Below are 16,615 nucleotides of genomic sequence, written 5' to 3' on the forward strand. Positions count from 1 at the left end.
ATTAGTTAGTTAATCGTTTTTTGAGGTCTTTAGCAAATGTAACCATTCTCCAATTATGATGTTTTGTGGCTTCATTTAAATTTTCTTGACAAATGTTATTACAAGCTTTTAAAACTTCTAAATATTGAAAAGCACTTATTCGTAACTCATAATTATAAGCTGAAGAAGTATAGTTTACTAATTCGTTATAATACAGCATATTGTTATCTGGCTCAAATTCTGGTGATGACAATGCTAAAACCAGCCATAATAACCTCACATTTTTTGTAGCATCGCCTATAACGTGTCTTGTTTTGTTAAAAAATACTTCTCGCTCGTCTGGAAAGTTTAACCATAAATGATACAATGCTGCTTCTTTGGTTTTGTAAGAAGCATCGTTGAGTAAGGTTTCGTAATCACTTTTTAAGGCTAAGGGTATTTTCGATACACTTTCGGCAATAGCTTGCCTGACTTCTATAGCATTTTTAAATGTTTCCGATGTTACTAAATGTGGCACTTGACGTACTATTTTCGCCTTTGCTTGATCTGAAATACCAGACTCCAAATAATATGCGCACTTAGAGTTAACCGTTTCGCAATCGGCCATTTCATACTCTTGTATAAAAGTAGATTGCATTAATAACGCTTTGGCTTCGGTTTCTGGAAAAGGTTTGTTTTTAATCCAAAGAGTTACAAACTCAGACAAATCTTCACCACTTGCTTGTTCGGCTTCTAAAATAAAATCTGATGTTGTTGCATTCTTAAATTGATATTTATTTAAATACGTTTTAACAGCTTTCTTAAAAGCTAAGTCACCAATTCTCTTTCTTAAAGCGTGTAATACCCAGCAACCACGCTTGTAAAATGTTAAACTACTTGATTTTGGATTTAACAGCGACGTGCCTTTACTATTTCTATCTTGCGTAACCAACTCTTGATAATATTGATACAATTGCCAATAATAATGCTGCTCTCCAAACACAGACTTTTCAGCTAATAAGGCATAATATGTTGCAAAACCTTCTTGCAACCAGTGATGCTCTCCACTTTTTGCTGTTACTAAATCTCCAAACCATTGATGAGCCAATTCATGCGCATTTACATTAATATAATTTCTATCGTTAAACGCTATAGAATCGACCACAAAGGCGTCAGAGAAAATGGTTGCGCTCGTGTTTTCCATCCCAGCATAAAGAAAATCGTGTACCGGAATTTGCTTATAATTTTGCCACGGATAAGGTTTTCCTATTTCTTCTTCAAGAAAATTGAACATCTGTTTTGTGTAACGATACGTTGGTTCTACTTTGTTTGAATCTTTAGGGTAAAAATACATTTCCAAAGGAATTCCTGACGCTGATATGTCTAACTTTTTATTGTATTTACCAACAACTAATGCCACCAAATAACTAGGCATAGGATTGTTCATGTTATAAATCCAGGTTATTGTAGCATCGTTATTTGGTTTTTTCTCGACTAAGTTTCCATTGGCAACTACGTCATATTCTTTATCAAACGTTATGTTTAAATCAAACTCAATTTTATCGTTGGTATCGTCTATACTTGGCAGCCAGTTGCTCGTATATTTCCCTTGTCCTTGTGTCCAAATTTGATTTGGCGCCGCACTATCCCAACCCACAAAATACAATGCTTTTTTAGGCGTTGCTTGATATGTAAATGTTAGATTATACGTTGTATTTGTCTTGAAATCGTTTATAATCCAAAGCTTTTTATCATCGTTATACCATTTGGTTTCTTGATTATTTACCTTCACATTATCAATTAACATACTAATAGCATCAATATAAATAGAATCGGTCGCTTGACGAATTTTAAAACGATACACTAGCTCTCCCATTACACTACTTTCCTCTGTATTAAAACTTAAATTAGCCTTAAGGTGCTTAAAATCTACAATTTCAGTCTGTTGGCATACACCAACAATACTCCAAATAAAAAAAAGACAAACAATAACTTGTTTCATACTTAAACTTATACAACGATTACGCCAAAATACACATTTTTTAAGGTTTTATCTTTCAGGTTTAAGCATTATATTCGTTTCCATGAATACCAAGTTACAAACTCCCATAGATTACTTAAAAGGTGTTGGCCCAAATCGCGCAGATCTTTTACGCAAAGAGTTAGGTATTCACACCTATCAAGATTTACTTAACCTGTTTCCTAATCGCTATTTAGATCGTACACGCTATTACAAGATTAACGAATTACAACGAAATTCCTCTGAAGTTCAAGTAATAGGTAAAATTATCCGATTTAGAGAAGTGGCTCAAAAACGCGGAAAACGCCTTGTTGCAACATTCCAAGACGATACAGGAATTATGGAACTCGTATGGTTTCGTGGGCAAAAGTGGATTAAAGACAGCTTAAAAGTTAACAGGCCCTATGTTATATTTGGAAAAACTAATTGGTATAACGGCACGTTTAGCATGCCTCATCCAGAAATAGAACTGTTAGATGAGCATAAAAAAAGTTTACGCTCTGCAATGCAACCCATTTATCCTTCTACCGAAAAATTAACTAATAAAGGCATTACAAATCGAGTGGTAAGTAAGGTAATGCAACAACTGTTTTTAGACACCAAAAATAGGTTCGCCGAAACGCTACCTGAACACCTTGTTTCTGAGTTAAATTTACTATCGAAAAGTGAAGCACTTTTTAACATACATTTTCCAAAAAATCAAGCCCTTTTAGCCAAGGCGCAATTCCGATTAAAATTTGAAGAATTATTCTATATTCAACTGCAATTAATTTTAAAAAATTTAATTCATAAATCGAAAATAAAAGGGGTTACTTTCGATAAAATTGGCACATATTTTAATACCTTTTTCAACAACTATTTACCTTTCGAATTAACGCATGCACAGAAGCGCGTTATTAAGGAAATTCGTTCGGATTTAGGTAGCAACGCACAAATGAACCGACTTTTACAAGGCGATGTGGGTTCTGGGAAGACCATAGTTGCTTTCATGTCAATACTCATAGCACTTGACAACGGTTTTCAAGCCTGCTTAATGGCTCCAACTGAAATTTTGTCAGTTCAACACTATAACGGATTGCTAGAATGGTGTAAAAAACTGAATATCAGAACAGAATTACTTACAGGATCAAGTAACACTTCAAGTAGAAAAAAAATTCACAAAGAACTAGAAAATGGTGAATTACAACTCTTAATCGGCACACATGCCCTACTTGAAGATAAGGTTAAATTTAAAAATTTAGGGCTTGCCATTATAGACGAGCAACATCGTTTTGGAGTGGCGCAACGAAGTAAATTATGGCATAAAGGTGAAGCGGTAAATGGGACTGTTATACCCCCTCATATTTTAGTGATGACAGCCACCCCTATTCCACGTACTTTAGCCATGTCAGTTTATGGTGATTTAGACATCTCAATTATTGACGAATTACCTCCAGGAAGACGCCCTATAAAAACGGTTCATCGGTATGATAAAAATCGCTTAAAGGTGTTTGGTTTTATACGCGATGAAATTGCTAAAGGAAGACAGGTTTATATTGTCTATCCGTTAATACAAGAAAGTGAAAAAATGGACTATAAAGATTTGATGGACGGCTACGAAAGTATTGCTCGAGATTTTCCTGCACCAAAGTATCAAATCTCGATCGTTCACGGCCAAATGAAAGCTACCGACAAGGATTACGAAATGCAACGCTTTGCCAAAGGCGAAACTCAAATTATGGTTGCCACAACAGTTATTGAAGTTGGCGTTAATGTACCTAATGCTACCGTTATGGTTATTGAAAGTGCCGAACGTTTTGGACTATCGCAATTACACCAATTACGAGGTCGTGTTGGGCGCGGTGGCGAACAGAGTTATTGTATACTAATGACCAGCCATAAGCTTTCTAGCGATAGCAAAACACGCTTAGAAACCATGGTTCGCACCAATGACGGTTTCGAAATTGCCGAAGTGGATTTAAAACTGCGTGGACCAGGTGATATTATGGGAACACAGCAAAGCGGCGTTCTTAACTTAAAAATAGCCAACATAATAAAAGATAAAGAGATTTTACAAAGTGCTCGCTATTACGCTAAAAAGCTATTAAAAGAGGATTCCTCCTTAACACTACCAAAACATCAGGTTGTATTACATACTTACAAACAACTTAGTAAGTTTAAAAATATCTGGAACTACATTAGTTAAGATTTGACACAAAAAAAAGGCAAACTCATGGGTTTGCCTTTTTTTTGTTTTAATAACCTTATTTTTCTTCCTTATAAATCTTGGAAAGCCTCTCGTTTTGAGTTCTCATGACCTTTTTCTTATTATCTACAGATAATTGCAACTCTTTTAGCTTCTTTTCTGCGGTAAGAATTTGTCCTTCTTTAGTTTTTAGTTCTTTTTCAGATAACTCTCCTTTTTCTTTAGCAACTTGCAATCGCTTTCTAGCTTCTCTTATACGCTTTTCACTGCGATCTAACATAAGTTCGTTTTCTTCTAAGCGTTGTTTTTCTTTTTTCATCATAGCTTTTGCTTCTGTGGCTCTGGCTTGTCCAAATTCACGTCCAGATAGGTTTCCTTTGTTTTTACCATAAGCATTAGCTTTATTCTCTTCTTTTTTCTTTTGAGATGTCTCTTTTGCTTTTTCTCTCTGTTTTTCAGCTTTTTTGTTGGCTTCTTTTTCTAGCGATTTAGCTTTATTTTTAGAAGCTTTATTATCCTTTTTTAAAGTTTTTTCAACTTTTTCTTTTTTCCCTTTAGATTTTTCTTGCGCTGTTACTAACGTAAATGTTAGTAAGGCCATAAGTAACATTACTTTTTTTATTGCTTTCATAATGATTTCAATTTTTTTAATTAAATACTATCTAATGCTTTCATAGCTTCTTCGAGCTCTTTGGCATCTTCATTTACATCTTCTGATGCTTTTTCAACTTCGGCTTCAACACTTTCTATTTGCTCAACAGTAGCTTGAACCTCTTCTGCTTCTTGTTCTTTTTTTTCGTCCCTGCACGAAAACACAAAAATTACAGACAATAGTAATATAACTTTAAAAGTTGTTTTCATAAAAAATTATTTTGAGTGTTATTAATAAAGCTACAAAGTACATATATTTTTTAACATATAAAGAGAGCTTCTAGTCTTCATGTATTAATTATTAAATTTTGCTTTTTTACTGCCCTCATACATCACATATTTTACTAAGCGCGATTCTAATTTCCCATTAAACAGCTTTATTTTTCTTGAGGGTCGTAAGCCTACGTGTTTTAAAGCTTCTAAATTTGAAGTGATAAACCATGCGTCTGTACCGGGATAATTTTGCTTTAACGTATCACCAATATCTTTGTAAAACTGCTCCATCTCTATAGCCAATCGCTCTCCATAAGGTGGATTAAAGACCATATGCAATCTGCCTTCAACAGGTTTTTCGGTTTTAAAGAAGTCTTCATGTTCAATCGTTATAAAATCGTCTAAATGGGCGTTTTTTATATTTTCTTTTGCTTTTCTTACTGCCGAAGGCGCTTTATCGTACCCTATAATTTTATAGTGGAAGTCTCTGGTTTTCTTTAATAACGATTCTTCAATCGTTTCAAACAAATCGACATCCCAATCTTGCCAACGTTCAAAAGCAAACTCTTTTCGCATTAAGTTAGGCGGAATATTACAAGCTATCATAGCGGCTTCGGCCAATAAGGTGCCACTGCCACACATAGGATCCATGAAATCGCTTTGTCCGTCCCAACCAGATAACATAATCAGTCCTGCAGCCAACACCTCGTTAATTGGCGCAATATTAGTTGCTAGTTTGTAACCGCGCTGGTGTAACGATTCTCCAGAACTATCTAAAGAAATGGTACAGCGTTGCCTATCTATATGGACGTTAATTTTTAAATCTGGGAATCTTAAATCTACATCAGGGCGTTTTCCTGTCGTATCTCTAAACTTATCTACAATGGCATCTTTAGTTCTTAACGCTACATATTTTGAATGCTTAAACACTTTGGAATGCACCGTAGCATCTACAGCTAAAGTTCCTGTAGGTTTTAGGTATTTTTCCCACGGCAATTTGTAAACCATTTTATACAAATCATCTTCGTGTCGTAACTGAAAGGTTTTTATTGGTTTTAGGATTTTTATAGCTGTACGCAATCCTAAATTAGCTTTATACATAAAGCCTTTATCACCCACAAAACTAACATTTCTAACACCTTTTTTCACATCTTGCGCACCAAGCTGTCTTAATTCTTTTGCTAGTAATTCTTCAAAGCCAAATAAGGTTTTGGCAACCATATTGAAATTATTCTCCATTTCTTTTAAAAGATAGAATACAAAAATACAGTATTTTTGCGGCAACAAAAGCTTAATTTCACTAAAGAGATTTCTTCTGTTTTAAAAAGGTATGACAAAAAACACAACACAATGGTATGCTTCGTGGTTTGACACACCATATTACCACATTTTATATAAAGACAGAAATTACAAGGAAGCCGAATTATTCATGAATAATCTAACGGCTTATTTAAACCTACCTGAACAAGGCTGTATTTTAGATTTAGCCTGTGGCAAAGGACGACATTCTATTTTTTTAAATACTTTAGGCTATAATGTGATTGGTGCCGATTTGTCTGAGCAAAGCATTGCCTATGCCAAACAGTTTGAAAACGGATCACTAAAATTTAAGGTTCATGATATGTCTCGCCCATTTGGGCAGAAATTTGACGCCGTTTTTAATCTATTTACCAGTTTTGGTTATTTTGATGATGATAACGATAACCTAAAAACCATTAAAGCCATAAAAGAGAATTTAAAACCCCATGGCTTTGGGGTAATTGATTTTATGAATGTAAATTATGTCCTTGACAATTTAACACCAGAAAGCACCAAAACTATTGATGGTATTACCTTTAATCTTGAGCGCTTTTTTAAAGACGACCATCTTTACAAATCGATTTCTTTTCATGATAATGGGCAAGATTTTCAATTCGAAGAACGTGTAAAAGCCTTACATTTGCATGACTTTGAATCCTTTTTTAATGAAGCCGGTATTTATTTATTAGATGTTTTTGGCGACTATAACTTAAGCAAGTTTAACCCTAAAACATCCGAACGTTTAATTATGATTTTTAACTAAATGATTGCTTATCTTTTTCCCATTTTAGCTGTTATACTAGGTGTTGTTTTGGTAACTGTTTTTAAACACCAAAAAAGGAGCTATGTAAAACCTTTACTTGGCTTTAGCGGTGCCTTTTTATTAGCTATGACGCTGTTTGAATTGCTTCCCGAAGTATATCATCATTTAAGTGCCAAACGTACAGGACTGTTCATTATGTTGGGTATCTTGCTCCAAGTTATTTTGGAATTTTTCTCAAAAGGTGCCGAACATGGTCACATTCATATTCATAAGCATCAAAAAAACCAATTTCCCTGGTTACTTTTTATCAGTTTGTGTTTGCACAGTTTTTTAGAAGGCTTTCCTATTCACGAACACAACGATATGGTTTACGGCGTGTTAATTCATAAAATTCCTATTGCTATGCTTATTACCTCGTTTTTAATACAGTCTGGTTTTTCTAAAAAACAAATGATTTTATTTTTAACTGTATTTGCTATCATGACCCCTTTAGGCACCTATATTTCTAATAATACGCATTTAAACGACACAGTTTTATTAAGTATTCACGCACTAGTAATTGGTATCTTTTTCCATATTGCTACCATTATTTTATTTGAAAACGAAGAAGGGCATAATCATAAATTAAGTTTTGGCAAACTATTCGCTATTTTATTAGGTATCGCTATTGCATACATTATTTAATTAAATTCTATAACCTGTGTTTTCAAAAGAAGAATCTAGACAGTTACGACAAGACTTTTGGACAAGTTTTGGGAAGTCTTTTCCTAGAAAATGGATTTTGTACAATACCAAAATTAAAGGACTTAGTTTTAAGTTTCATTTTGACACAAAAAAAGCATTTATCGCTTTAGACCTTGAAGACGATTTGGAAAATCGTATTATGTGTTGGGAAAAATTAGTTGCTTTAAAAACGATTCTTACCAATGAATATTTACCAGATGTTATTTACGAGGAAGCGTATTTCTTAGATAATGGGAAAGAAATTTCCAGAATTTATTTGCCTTTAGAAGGTAAGGTTAGTATTCATAATAAAAATAGCTGGCAAGACGTGATGGTTTTCTTTAATACCAACATGATCCTTTTTGAGACGTTTTTTGAAGAATATAATTATTTTTTGGAAACTCGTTAAAATAATATATTATTGCAGCATAACTTATAAGAATCAGTCATTTTGAAAAAAAGTATCTTTTTTATTTTTTTATTAATTTTATCCGTATCCGTTTTTGGTCAAGTAACTTTTAAAGAAGGATACTTTATAACCAGTTCAAAAGAAAAAACAAACTGTCTTATAAAAGATATGGGGTGGAAAAATAACCCAACCTCTTTTAAATATAAACTTGCAAAAGAAGGAAAAGCACAAACACTAAATATTCAGCAAGTTAACGAATTTTCTATCGATAGACATACTAAATTTATAAAAGCGACTATTAATATAGATAGATCTAGTGAACACACCAATAAACTAACAAAAACTAAAGACCCAGTTTACAAAGAAGAAACTGTTTTTTTAAAATTACTTGTTGAAGGAAAAGCTAATTTATACTCTTTTAAAGACGGCGAGATCATTCGCTACTTTTACAGTCTTGACAATTCAACACCCATCATGTTAATTTATAAGAAATACTTAAGGCCTGTAAGCGATAATGACAATCTTGACAGTCCAAAATATGTACAAGGTGGTAATTTTTACGTTCAAGAAAACAATGAATACAAACAACAAATTTGGGAAAATTTAAATTGTGATGATTTAGACCTAGAAGAATTAAGACATACTGAGTATAGAGAAAAGTCTCTAATTAAAGTATTTAAAGAATATAATACATGTAAAACTAATACTTATACTGTTTACAAGGGCAATAACAAAGCTAAATTGCATTTATCAGCAAAAATAGGACTACAAAGTGCCTCATTAAAAATGTCAAACTCACAAGCTCCTAGAGATGTTGATTTTGGAAATAATACAAATATTACATTCGGCTTAGAGACAGAATTAGTTTTACCTTTTAATCATAATAAATGGAGTGTTTATTTGGAGCCAACTTATCAATCTTATAAATCTGAAGGGCTTCTGTATTATACTAATTACTTTTTACAAAACAAATCTACAAATGTAGAAGTAGAATACGCTTCAATTGAAATACCTTTTGGTGTAAAGTATTATTCTTTTCTTAGCGAAAAGTCTAAACTATTTCTTAATGCAGCTTATGTTTTTGATGTAGAACTTACCAATAAATTTTATTCAGAAGAGAGAAGTGATTTAGTAGATTTAGAAGGTAAATCTAAAGGTAATTTTTCTTTTGGCATAGGTTATAAATATAACAATAGGTATAGTATCGAGTTTAGATACCAAACATCTCAAGAGCTACTTGATGAATATGTTTTTTACAATACTGATTATAAGAGTCTTTCCTTATGCTTAGGCTACACTTTTTTATAAGAAAAAACTTACTTATACGGGGAATCTACGGAGTACCCATTAAGTAGGAATAAAATGGTTAAATAACGTAAAAGAAAATCATGATAAAATGACTAATAGCACCTGCTAATACAAAAAGATGCCAAATAACATGATTGTAAGGAATACGATTTATGGCATAAAAAATAATACCTACGGTATAGGCTAAACCACCAGCAAAAAGCCACAAAATACCATCGGCTCCTAAAGTATTGGATAAAAAACTAAAATCAAACACTACAAGCCATCCCATAGCGAGATATAACAACACAGAAAACACCTCGAATTTCCCTGTAAAAAACACCTTAAGCACCACTCCAAAGGCTGCAATACCCCAAACCCACCAAAATAACGACCATCCTTTACTCTGCTCTAAAGCTATTAAACATACTGGCGTGTATGTTCCTGCGATTAAAAGATATATACTTATATGATCTAGTATCCTGTAAAAATACTTTATTCTTTCACGTTTTGAATAGTGATATAATGTTGATGCCAAGAATAAAATAATAATAGACAAACCATATGCCACAACGCTAAATAAGCTCCATGGTGTTTTATTACTTTGAAAAACAACCATTAAACTTAAAGCCACAACTCCCAAAAGTACACCAAACGCATGCGTTGATGCATTTAGTTTCTCTTCAAAAGGCGTTTGCACTCTCATTTTACTGTATTATTGATTTACCCATTTATTGGCAAGCTCGTAAAAATCGAAATCTAAGGCCGATTCTTGATATTCTAGTTTCCCGCTTTGAAAATTACGTTGTAATATATCTTCAATTAAATAATCTTCTTTATTATTCTCTGGATCGAATTCTTCTTTTAACGAAATATCAAACAATCTGGCTGTACTGTTATACCAAAAGGCGCGCCAACCGCTACGTAAATCTTTAACCAAATCGAAAGTTGTTACGCCAGTTTGCCTGTGTACTAATTTAGCTAAAATTTGACCTTCGGTTCTTGTTAGTTTTTTTAATTCTGCTGTAAACTCATCTTCTATATACTTTTGAATAATTTTAGTGTAGCGTTTTTTATCACGCTTATTATCCATGCTTGCCAAACGTTGTGTTAGTGTTTCCAACCGTTCTGAAGCTAGTTTAGCATAAGGATACACCTTAAGTGTTTTTCGTCTTAAAATAATATAACGGCGCCTATCGTATTTATCTTCAAATTTTAGTTTATGAAGTATCATCACCTCTTCTAAATCAATACTTGTTTTAGGAATAGAATCGCCTTCAATAATAATGTATTTTGTTTCAGTAGAATCAATTTCAGTTTCGGGCATAACCTGTCCATATCCTAAAAAGGACATTATAAAGCACCCTATTGTTATTATTTTTTTAATCATACGTGCAAAAAACTTCAGTACACAATTATCTAAAACTATACCAAAAAAACTACGGTCTAAAATTAACAATTTACAGCCCTATAACCCTTAAAATCGTATTAATATTATTATTTTAGTGCAAAATTTTTTTAATGGCAAAACAAAGTATACTTAATAAAAAATCGTTAGACTTTTTAGAACAATATCTTAACAATGCAGCACCAACAGGTTATGAATGGACAGGGCAAAAGCTTTGGATGGATTACCTAAAACCTTATGTTGATGAATTTATAACCGATACCTACGGGTCTGCCGTTGGCGTGATTAACCCAGAAGCCAAATACAAAGTGGTGATTGAAGGACATGCCGATGAAATCTCTTGGTATGTAAATTATATTACCGATAATGGCTTAATTCACGTTATAAGAAATGGCGGTAGCGATCACCAAATAGCGCCAAGCAAGGTGGTAAACATTCACACCAAAAATGGCATTGTAAAAGGTGTTTTTGGTTGGCCGGCTATTCATACCAGAAACAAATCGAAAGAACAAGCTCCAACTATTGAAAACATTACAATAGATGTGGGAGCAAAAGATAAAGAAGAAGTTGAAAACATGGGCGTTCATGTTGGGTGCGTTATTACTTACCCAGACGAATTTCATGTTTTAAACGGCGATAAATTTGTTTGTCGCGCTTTAGATAATCGTATGGGTGGTTTTATGATTGCTGAAGTAGCACGTTTACTTCATGAAAACAAAAAGAAATTACCATTTGGATTATACATCACCAACTCGGTACAAGAAGAAATAGGCTTACGTGGTGCTGAAATGATTACCGAAACCATAAAACCAAACGTCGCTATTGTAACCGATGTGACTCACGACACCACTACACCCATGATTAAAAAAGAAAAAGAAGGACATTTAGAGCTTGGCCTTGGTCCTGTGGTAGCTTATGCACCAGCCGTGCAACAAAAATTACGCGATTTAATCACCGATACGGCCGAAGCTAAAAACATACCTTTCCAACGTTCGGCACTATCGCGAGCTACTGGAACTGATACTGATGCCTTTGCTTATAGTAATGGCGGCGTGGCTTCAGCTTTAATCTCGTTACCATTACGCTATATGCATACAACGGTTGAAATGGTACACCGTGATGATGTTGAGAATGTAATTAAGCTTATTTACGAATCGCTTCTTAACATTGAGGAAGGCGATACGTTTTCTTATTTTAAATAGTTAAAATTCCCACGAAAGTGGGAATCTTTTTTTATGACAGATGAACTTATAGATATTGTTACCAAAGACGGGCAGCCAACAGGTAAAACGGCCTTAAAATCTGTTATTCATAAAAAAGGCTATCATCATAACACAGCTCATTTATGGCTTTATACAACAGCAGGTGAAATCTTATTGGCACAACGCAGTTTTACAAAAGTGATTTGTCCTGGACTTTGGGATGTTTCCGTAGCTGGCCATGTAGATGCTGGCGAAACCACAGAACAGGCTATTATAAGGGAAACACAAGAAGAAATAAACTTAACCTTACAACAAAGCGACTTACATAAAATAGGTGTATTTCCATGTTTTCAAACTTATGATAATGGTATTATCGACAATGAATTTCATCATACCTTTATAGCTGAATTACGAGTTCCTTTAAAACAATTAAAGCCCCAAGCTGATGAGGTTGAAAGTTTAAAACTTGTAAGTACAATGGCATTTAAAAGCTTACTGAAAAATAGTAAAAACAACAACCATTTTATAGCCTCAAACCTAGATTACTATACCACTATTCTAGACCAAATTAAAATTGTACTTTAGCGTTATGAATCTCATCATATTTGCGCTCGCTCCAGTTTTTACCATTATTCTATATATCTACGTTAAGGATAAATATGAAAAAGAACCCAAACTGCTCCTACTCTACAGTTTTTTATTTGGGGCTTTTGTAAGTATTATCATAACCACGGTTATGTATGTTATTTTCGATTTTATTTTACCGTTAGATAGCTCTGTAGTCTTTCAACAGTTTATAAAAGCGTTTTTTATTGTTGGATTTACAGAAGAGTTTAGCAAATATATTATTGTTAGATTTTACAATCAGCCAAAACCTGCTTTTAACGAACCTTACGATGGTATTATGTATGCCGTTATGGTCTCGATGGGATTTGCCGCCACCGAAAATATCATGTATGTGTTAGATGGCGGCTATAAAACAGCATTACTGCGAGCATTTACAGCTGTTCCCGCCCATGCCACTTTTGGTATTTTAATGGGCTATTTTATGGGGAAAGCTAAATTTGCCGGTAAAAACAGAGGACTCCTTAATTTAATAGGATTACTCCTAGCCATTATTTTTCACGGAGCTTACGATTTCTTCTTGTTTATCGATTTTATTCCTGGCGTTTGGGTTGGTGCTTTTATATCGTTAGCCATAGGGTTATTACTCTCTAGAAAAGCCATTAAGAAACACCAAAATATCTCGCATTTTAAATAGTATTTCTTATGAAGTTTGCCTCTGGTGTTTTAAATTAGTGTTATGAAAAACACTATCGCTGAACGTATTGCCGATTTTTTAAAACGTTTTCCGCCTTTCGACCTTTTAAGAAAACCCCAATTACTAGAAATTTCTAAACAAGTTAAAATAACTTATGCAGAAAAAGGGCATGTTATTTACCGCCAAAACGAAACCTTACACAGTCATTTTTATATTATTCATAAAGGTGCCGTATCATTAATTAAAGCGTTAGAACCTGATAAAAGTGAGGTTCTTGACAAGTTTGACGAAGGCGATGTGTTTGGGTTACGTCCACTTTTTGCAAAAGAAAATTATGCCATTACAGCTAAAACAGCCGAAGAGTGTATTCTTTACGCCATTCCAATAGATATTTTTAGACCCATGGCCGAAAAAAATAAAAGCATTGGCAATTACCTTATAGAAAGTTTTGCTTCTAACACCGAAAACCCATTTACTAAAGAACATCATGTACAATTCTTCTCGGATGCAGAAATTATTTTAAACCCAACCGATAACCATTTCGAGCTTCAACCTGTTAATTACATCAAAAAAATTATTACAGCTAAGCCTTCTTCAAAAATAAAGACTATTGCAAAAACTATGAGCAAAAAAAATATAGGCTCAATTATTATTGAAGACGATGGAAAGCCCATTGGCATTGTAACCGATAAAGATATTAGAAATAAAGTTGCTACTGGACTTCATACAATTAGTGAACCTGTAACCAATATTATGGTATCACCTGTACTGTGCTATCCTAAAAATATTACCATAGCGCAGGCACAAATTACCATGTTAAAACACCGCATAGGCCATTTATGTATTACTGAAGATGGCACGCCAAACACCAAGATTATTGGTTTAGCCTCAGAGCACGATATGATTGTTATGAAAGGAACCAACCCTTCCGTTTTAATGAAAGCCATAAAACGTTCTAACACCACAAAAGATTTAAAACGTATTCGCGAGAAAATCATGGTGCTTTTAAACGGCTACATCATGCAAAACATTCCACTTACTCATACAAACAAAATTATTTTTGAACTAAACGATGCTACCATAAAACGTGTTATTGAACGCTGTTTAGTAAAAATGAAACAAGATCCGCCTGTGGCATTTGCCTGGATGTCGTTAGGTAGTCAAGGACGAAAAGAACAATTACTGCATACCGATCAAGATAATGCTATTATTTTTGAAAATGTTCCAGAAGACACACTTGAAGACACCAGAGCTTATTTTTTAAAACTAGCCAAAAAAGTAAACAAACGCCTAAACACCATAGGTTTTGATTATTGTCCCGCCGATATGATGGCCAAAAACCCCAATTGGTGTTTAAGCTTAGACGAGTGGAAAGCACAATTTACAAAATGGACCACCAATACAGGAAACGATGAACTTCTGTTATGCAATATTTTCTTTGATTTTGATATTAGCTATGGCGACTCTAGATTAACCAATGCCTTAGCTAATCATGTTTTAGATATTACAAAAAACAACACCATATTTATATCTAAATTGGCCGCAAACGCCTTAAGCAATGCTTCGCCTTTAGGCTTTTTTAGACAGTTTTTAGTAGAACCTAACGGAGAGCACAAAGACCAATTCGACCTTAAAAAAAGAGCCTTAATGCCTATTGTTGATGCTGGACGCGTGTTAGCACTTTCCTACCAAATAAAAAATATTAATAACACCGCCGAACGATTTGAAAAATTAGCAGACATGTTTCCACAAAATAAAGAGTTGTATTTAGGGTGCTCTTATGCCTTTAAAGCTATTTTAAAATTTAGAACAAAACACGGCCTTATAAATAATGATAATGGGCGATTTATTAAGTTAGAAGAACTCACTAAAGAAGAAAAAATGAAACTAAAACGATGTTTTAAAACCATTTCACACGTTCAAGAGTTTATAAAAGTTAGGTTTAATATTAGTACATTACTATAATGTTTAATTGGTTTAAAAAACGCGCAAAACAATTTACACTTCCCGAATTCTGGAATGAGTATGAGAATTCTTTTTCTCCAGATACTCATAAAGATTTAAAATCAGCTCGTTTTGTTGTACTTGATACTGAAACGACAGGCTTTAGCTATTCAAAAGATAGAATATTATGCATTGGTGCTGTTGAAATTCTGAATTACGAGATTCAAATAGCACATTCTTTCGAAATCTACATCAAACAAGAACGTTTTAATGAAAAAACAGTAGAAATTCATGGAATTATCAAAAATGAGCGCATAAAAACCTTAACAGAATATGAAGCTATAGAAAAGTTTTTAGAGTACTTAGGCAATGCCATAATTATAGCACACCATGCTAAGTTTGACGTCACCATGATTAACAAAATGTTAGAAAGACACGGTTTTCCTCATTTAAAAAATAAAATTCTTGACACAGTACGACTGTACAATGCCACCCGGATTAAAACCAACTTTAATCGCCAAGAAGAGTTAAGTCTAGATAATATTGCAGATAAGTATTTATTAGATGTTTCAGATCGCCACACAGCAGCAGGAGATGCGTTAATAACGGCTTTAATTTTTTTAAAAACCACCACTATATTAAAAAACAAAAAAGGGATGACACTTAAAACGTTATTTAAAGTATAGCAATTTAGCACATTTAACAAACCAACTTTACGAAAACGTTAGAGAATGTCTATCTTTATCCTTTAAAAGCAAAATTTATGAGTAAATTTCAAGTTTCGGTTAACGGAAACGTTTCAACAGAAATAGATTCAAAAGACGTTGAACAATTAGACCTTCAACAAATAGCTGATAATCATTTTCATCTTTTAAAAGATTTTAAAAGCTATAAAACACAAATCGTTCAATCCGATTACAATCAAAGAACATACCAGGTAAAAGTTAACAACAACCTTTATAACATGTCCATTTCTGATGATTTGGACGTTTTAATTAAAGATATGGGCTTCGAAATAGGAAGCGCTAAGCACGTTAACGACTTAAAAGCTCCTATGCCAGGTCTTATTTTAGATATTAATGTAAGCGTTGGACAAGAAGTAAAAGAAGACGATAGTTTATTGATTTTAGAAGCCATGAAAATGGAAAACGTCTTGACTTCGCCTAGAGATGGCATTATTAAATCCATAGCCGTAAGCCAAGGCGACGCTGTAGACAAAAATCAATTATTATTAGAATTTGAATAACAACATATAGACTATTCTTTTAGTCTATCCTATAAATAACATCTTA

At 33.5% G+C, this 16,615-nt stretch carries 17 protein-coding genes; 11 read left to right on the forward strand and 6 right to left on the reverse strand.

The window, feature by feature from the left end; all coding sequences use genetic code 11:
- Position 1: 1 nt before the first annotated feature.
- Complete coding sequence (locus tag EJA19_RS04815; RefSeq protein ID WP_125467224.1) at positions 2-1,960, reverse strand: M1 family metallopeptidase; 1,959 nt, start codon at positions 1,958-1,960, stop codon at positions 2-4.
- An 82-nt stretch (positions 1,961-2,042) separates the two neighbouring features.
- On the opposite strand from EJA19_RS04815, the gene recG reads away from it, so the two are divergent.
- Positions 2,043-4,163 (forward strand): ATP-dependent DNA helicase RecG, encoded by a 2,121-nt coding sequence (gene recG / locus EJA19_RS04820; RefSeq protein WP_125467225.1) that lies wholly within the window; start codon positions 2,043-2,045, stop codon positions 4,161-4,163.
- Positions 4,164-4,221: 58 nt separating this feature from the next.
- On the opposite strand, the gene EJA19_RS04825 is transcribed toward recG, so the two are convergent.
- The 3 genes from EJA19_RS04825 to EJA19_RS04835 form a co-directional block, all read right to left on the reverse strand.
- Complete coding sequence (locus EJA19_RS04825) at positions 4,222-4,794, reverse strand: hypothetical protein (RefSeq protein ID WP_125467226.1); 573 nt, start codon at positions 4,792-4,794, stop codon at positions 4,222-4,224.
- A gap of 20 nt (positions 4,795-4,814) precedes the next feature.
- Positions 4,815-5,024 carry a hypothetical protein gene (locus EJA19_RS04830; RefSeq protein WP_125467227.1) on the reverse strand — a complete coding sequence of 70 codons (210 nt, stop codon included), beginning with the start codon at positions 5,022-5,024 and terminating at the stop codon, positions 4,815-4,817.
- Between the two features lie 84 nt (positions 5,025-5,108).
- Positions 5,109-6,266, reverse strand: a complete 1,158-nt coding sequence (locus tag EJA19_RS04835; protein ID WP_125467228.1) for a THUMP domain-containing class I SAM-dependent RNA methyltransferase — start codon at positions 6,264-6,266, stop codon at positions 5,109-5,111.
- 91 nt (positions 6,267-6,357) lie between these two features.
- Between EJA19_RS04835 and EJA19_RS04840 the strand changes: the two genes are divergently transcribed.
- The 4 genes from EJA19_RS04840 to EJA19_RS04855 all read left to right on the forward strand — a co-directional run bounded on the left by EJA19_RS04840 (position 6,358) and on the right by EJA19_RS04855 (position 9,529).
- Entirely contained in the window at positions 6,358-7,089 is a 732-nt protein-coding gene (locus tag EJA19_RS04840; protein WP_125467229.1) for a class I SAM-dependent methyltransferase, read from the forward strand.
- A complete protein-coding gene (locus EJA19_RS04845; protein WP_125467230.1) occupies positions 7,090-7,773 on the forward strand; it encodes a ZIP family metal transporter in 684 nt (227 codons plus the stop codon).
- A 16-nt stretch (positions 7,774-7,789) separates the two neighbouring features.
- Positions 7,790-8,221 (forward strand): DUF4268 domain-containing protein, encoded by a 432-nt coding sequence (locus EJA19_RS04850; protein ID WP_125467231.1) that lies wholly within the window; start codon positions 7,790-7,792, stop codon positions 8,219-8,221.
- A 168-nt stretch (positions 8,222-8,389) separates the two neighbouring features.
- Complete coding sequence (locus EJA19_RS04855) at positions 8,390-9,529, forward strand: PorT family protein (protein WP_148101710.1); 1,140 nt, start codon at positions 8,390-8,392, stop codon at positions 9,527-9,529.
- Between the two features lie 58 nt (positions 9,530-9,587).
- Here the strand turns inward: EJA19_RS04855 and trhA are convergent, their stop codons facing one another.
- Positions 9,588-10,214, reverse strand: coding sequence for a PAQR family membrane homeostasis protein TrhA (trhA, locus tag EJA19_RS04860; RefSeq protein ID WP_125467233.1), 627 nt, complete (start codon positions 10,212-10,214; stop codon positions 9,588-9,590).
- Between the two features lie 9 nt (positions 10,215-10,223).
- Complete coding sequence (locus tag EJA19_RS04865; RefSeq protein ID WP_394342045.1) at positions 10,224-10,898, reverse strand: DUF4294 domain-containing protein; 675 nt, start codon at positions 10,896-10,898, stop codon at positions 10,224-10,226.
- Between the two features lie 131 nt (positions 10,899-11,029).
- On the opposite strand from EJA19_RS04865, the gene EJA19_RS04870 reads away from it, so the two are divergent.
- The 6 genes from EJA19_RS04870 (at position 11,030) to EJA19_RS04895 (ending at position 16,569) form a co-directional block, all read left to right on the forward strand.
- Positions 11,030-12,118, forward strand: coding sequence for a M42 family metallopeptidase (locus tag EJA19_RS04870; RefSeq protein WP_125467234.1), 1,089 nt, complete (start codon positions 11,030-11,032; stop codon positions 12,116-12,118).
- Positions 12,119-12,151: 33 nt separating this feature from the next.
- Positions 12,152-12,703, forward strand: a complete 552-nt coding sequence (locus EJA19_RS04875) for an NUDIX hydrolase (protein ID WP_125467235.1) — start codon at positions 12,152-12,154, stop codon at positions 12,701-12,703.
- 4 nt (positions 12,704-12,707) lie between these two features.
- Positions 12,708-13,379: a PrsW family intramembrane metalloprotease gene (locus EJA19_RS04880; protein WP_125467236.1), complete on the forward strand. Its 672-nt coding sequence runs from the start codon at positions 12,708-12,710 to the stop codon at positions 13,377-13,379.
- Between the two features lie 42 nt (positions 13,380-13,421).
- Complete coding sequence (locus EJA19_RS04885; RefSeq protein WP_125467237.1) at positions 13,422-15,344, forward strand: DUF294 nucleotidyltransferase-like domain-containing protein; 1,923 nt, start codon at positions 13,422-13,424, stop codon at positions 15,342-15,344.
- Positions 15,344-16,009, forward strand: coding sequence for a 3'-5' exonuclease (locus EJA19_RS04890; protein ID WP_125467238.1), 666 nt, complete (start codon positions 15,344-15,346; stop codon positions 16,007-16,009). Before EJA19_RS04885 ends, EJA19_RS04890 begins: the two co-directional genes overlap by 1 nt.
- A gap of 77 nt (positions 16,010-16,086) precedes the next feature.
- Positions 16,087-16,569, forward strand: a complete 483-nt coding sequence (locus EJA19_RS04895) for an acetyl-CoA carboxylase biotin carboxyl carrier protein subunit (RefSeq protein ID WP_125467239.1) — start codon at positions 16,087-16,089, stop codon at positions 16,567-16,569.
- The last annotated feature ends 46 nt before the right edge of the window (positions 16,570-16,615 follow it).

Source organism: Mangrovimonas spongiae (assembly GCF_003944795.1).
Lineage (GTDB): Bacteria > Bacteroidota > Bacteroidia > Flavobacteriales > Flavobacteriaceae > Mangrovimonas > Mangrovimonas spongiae.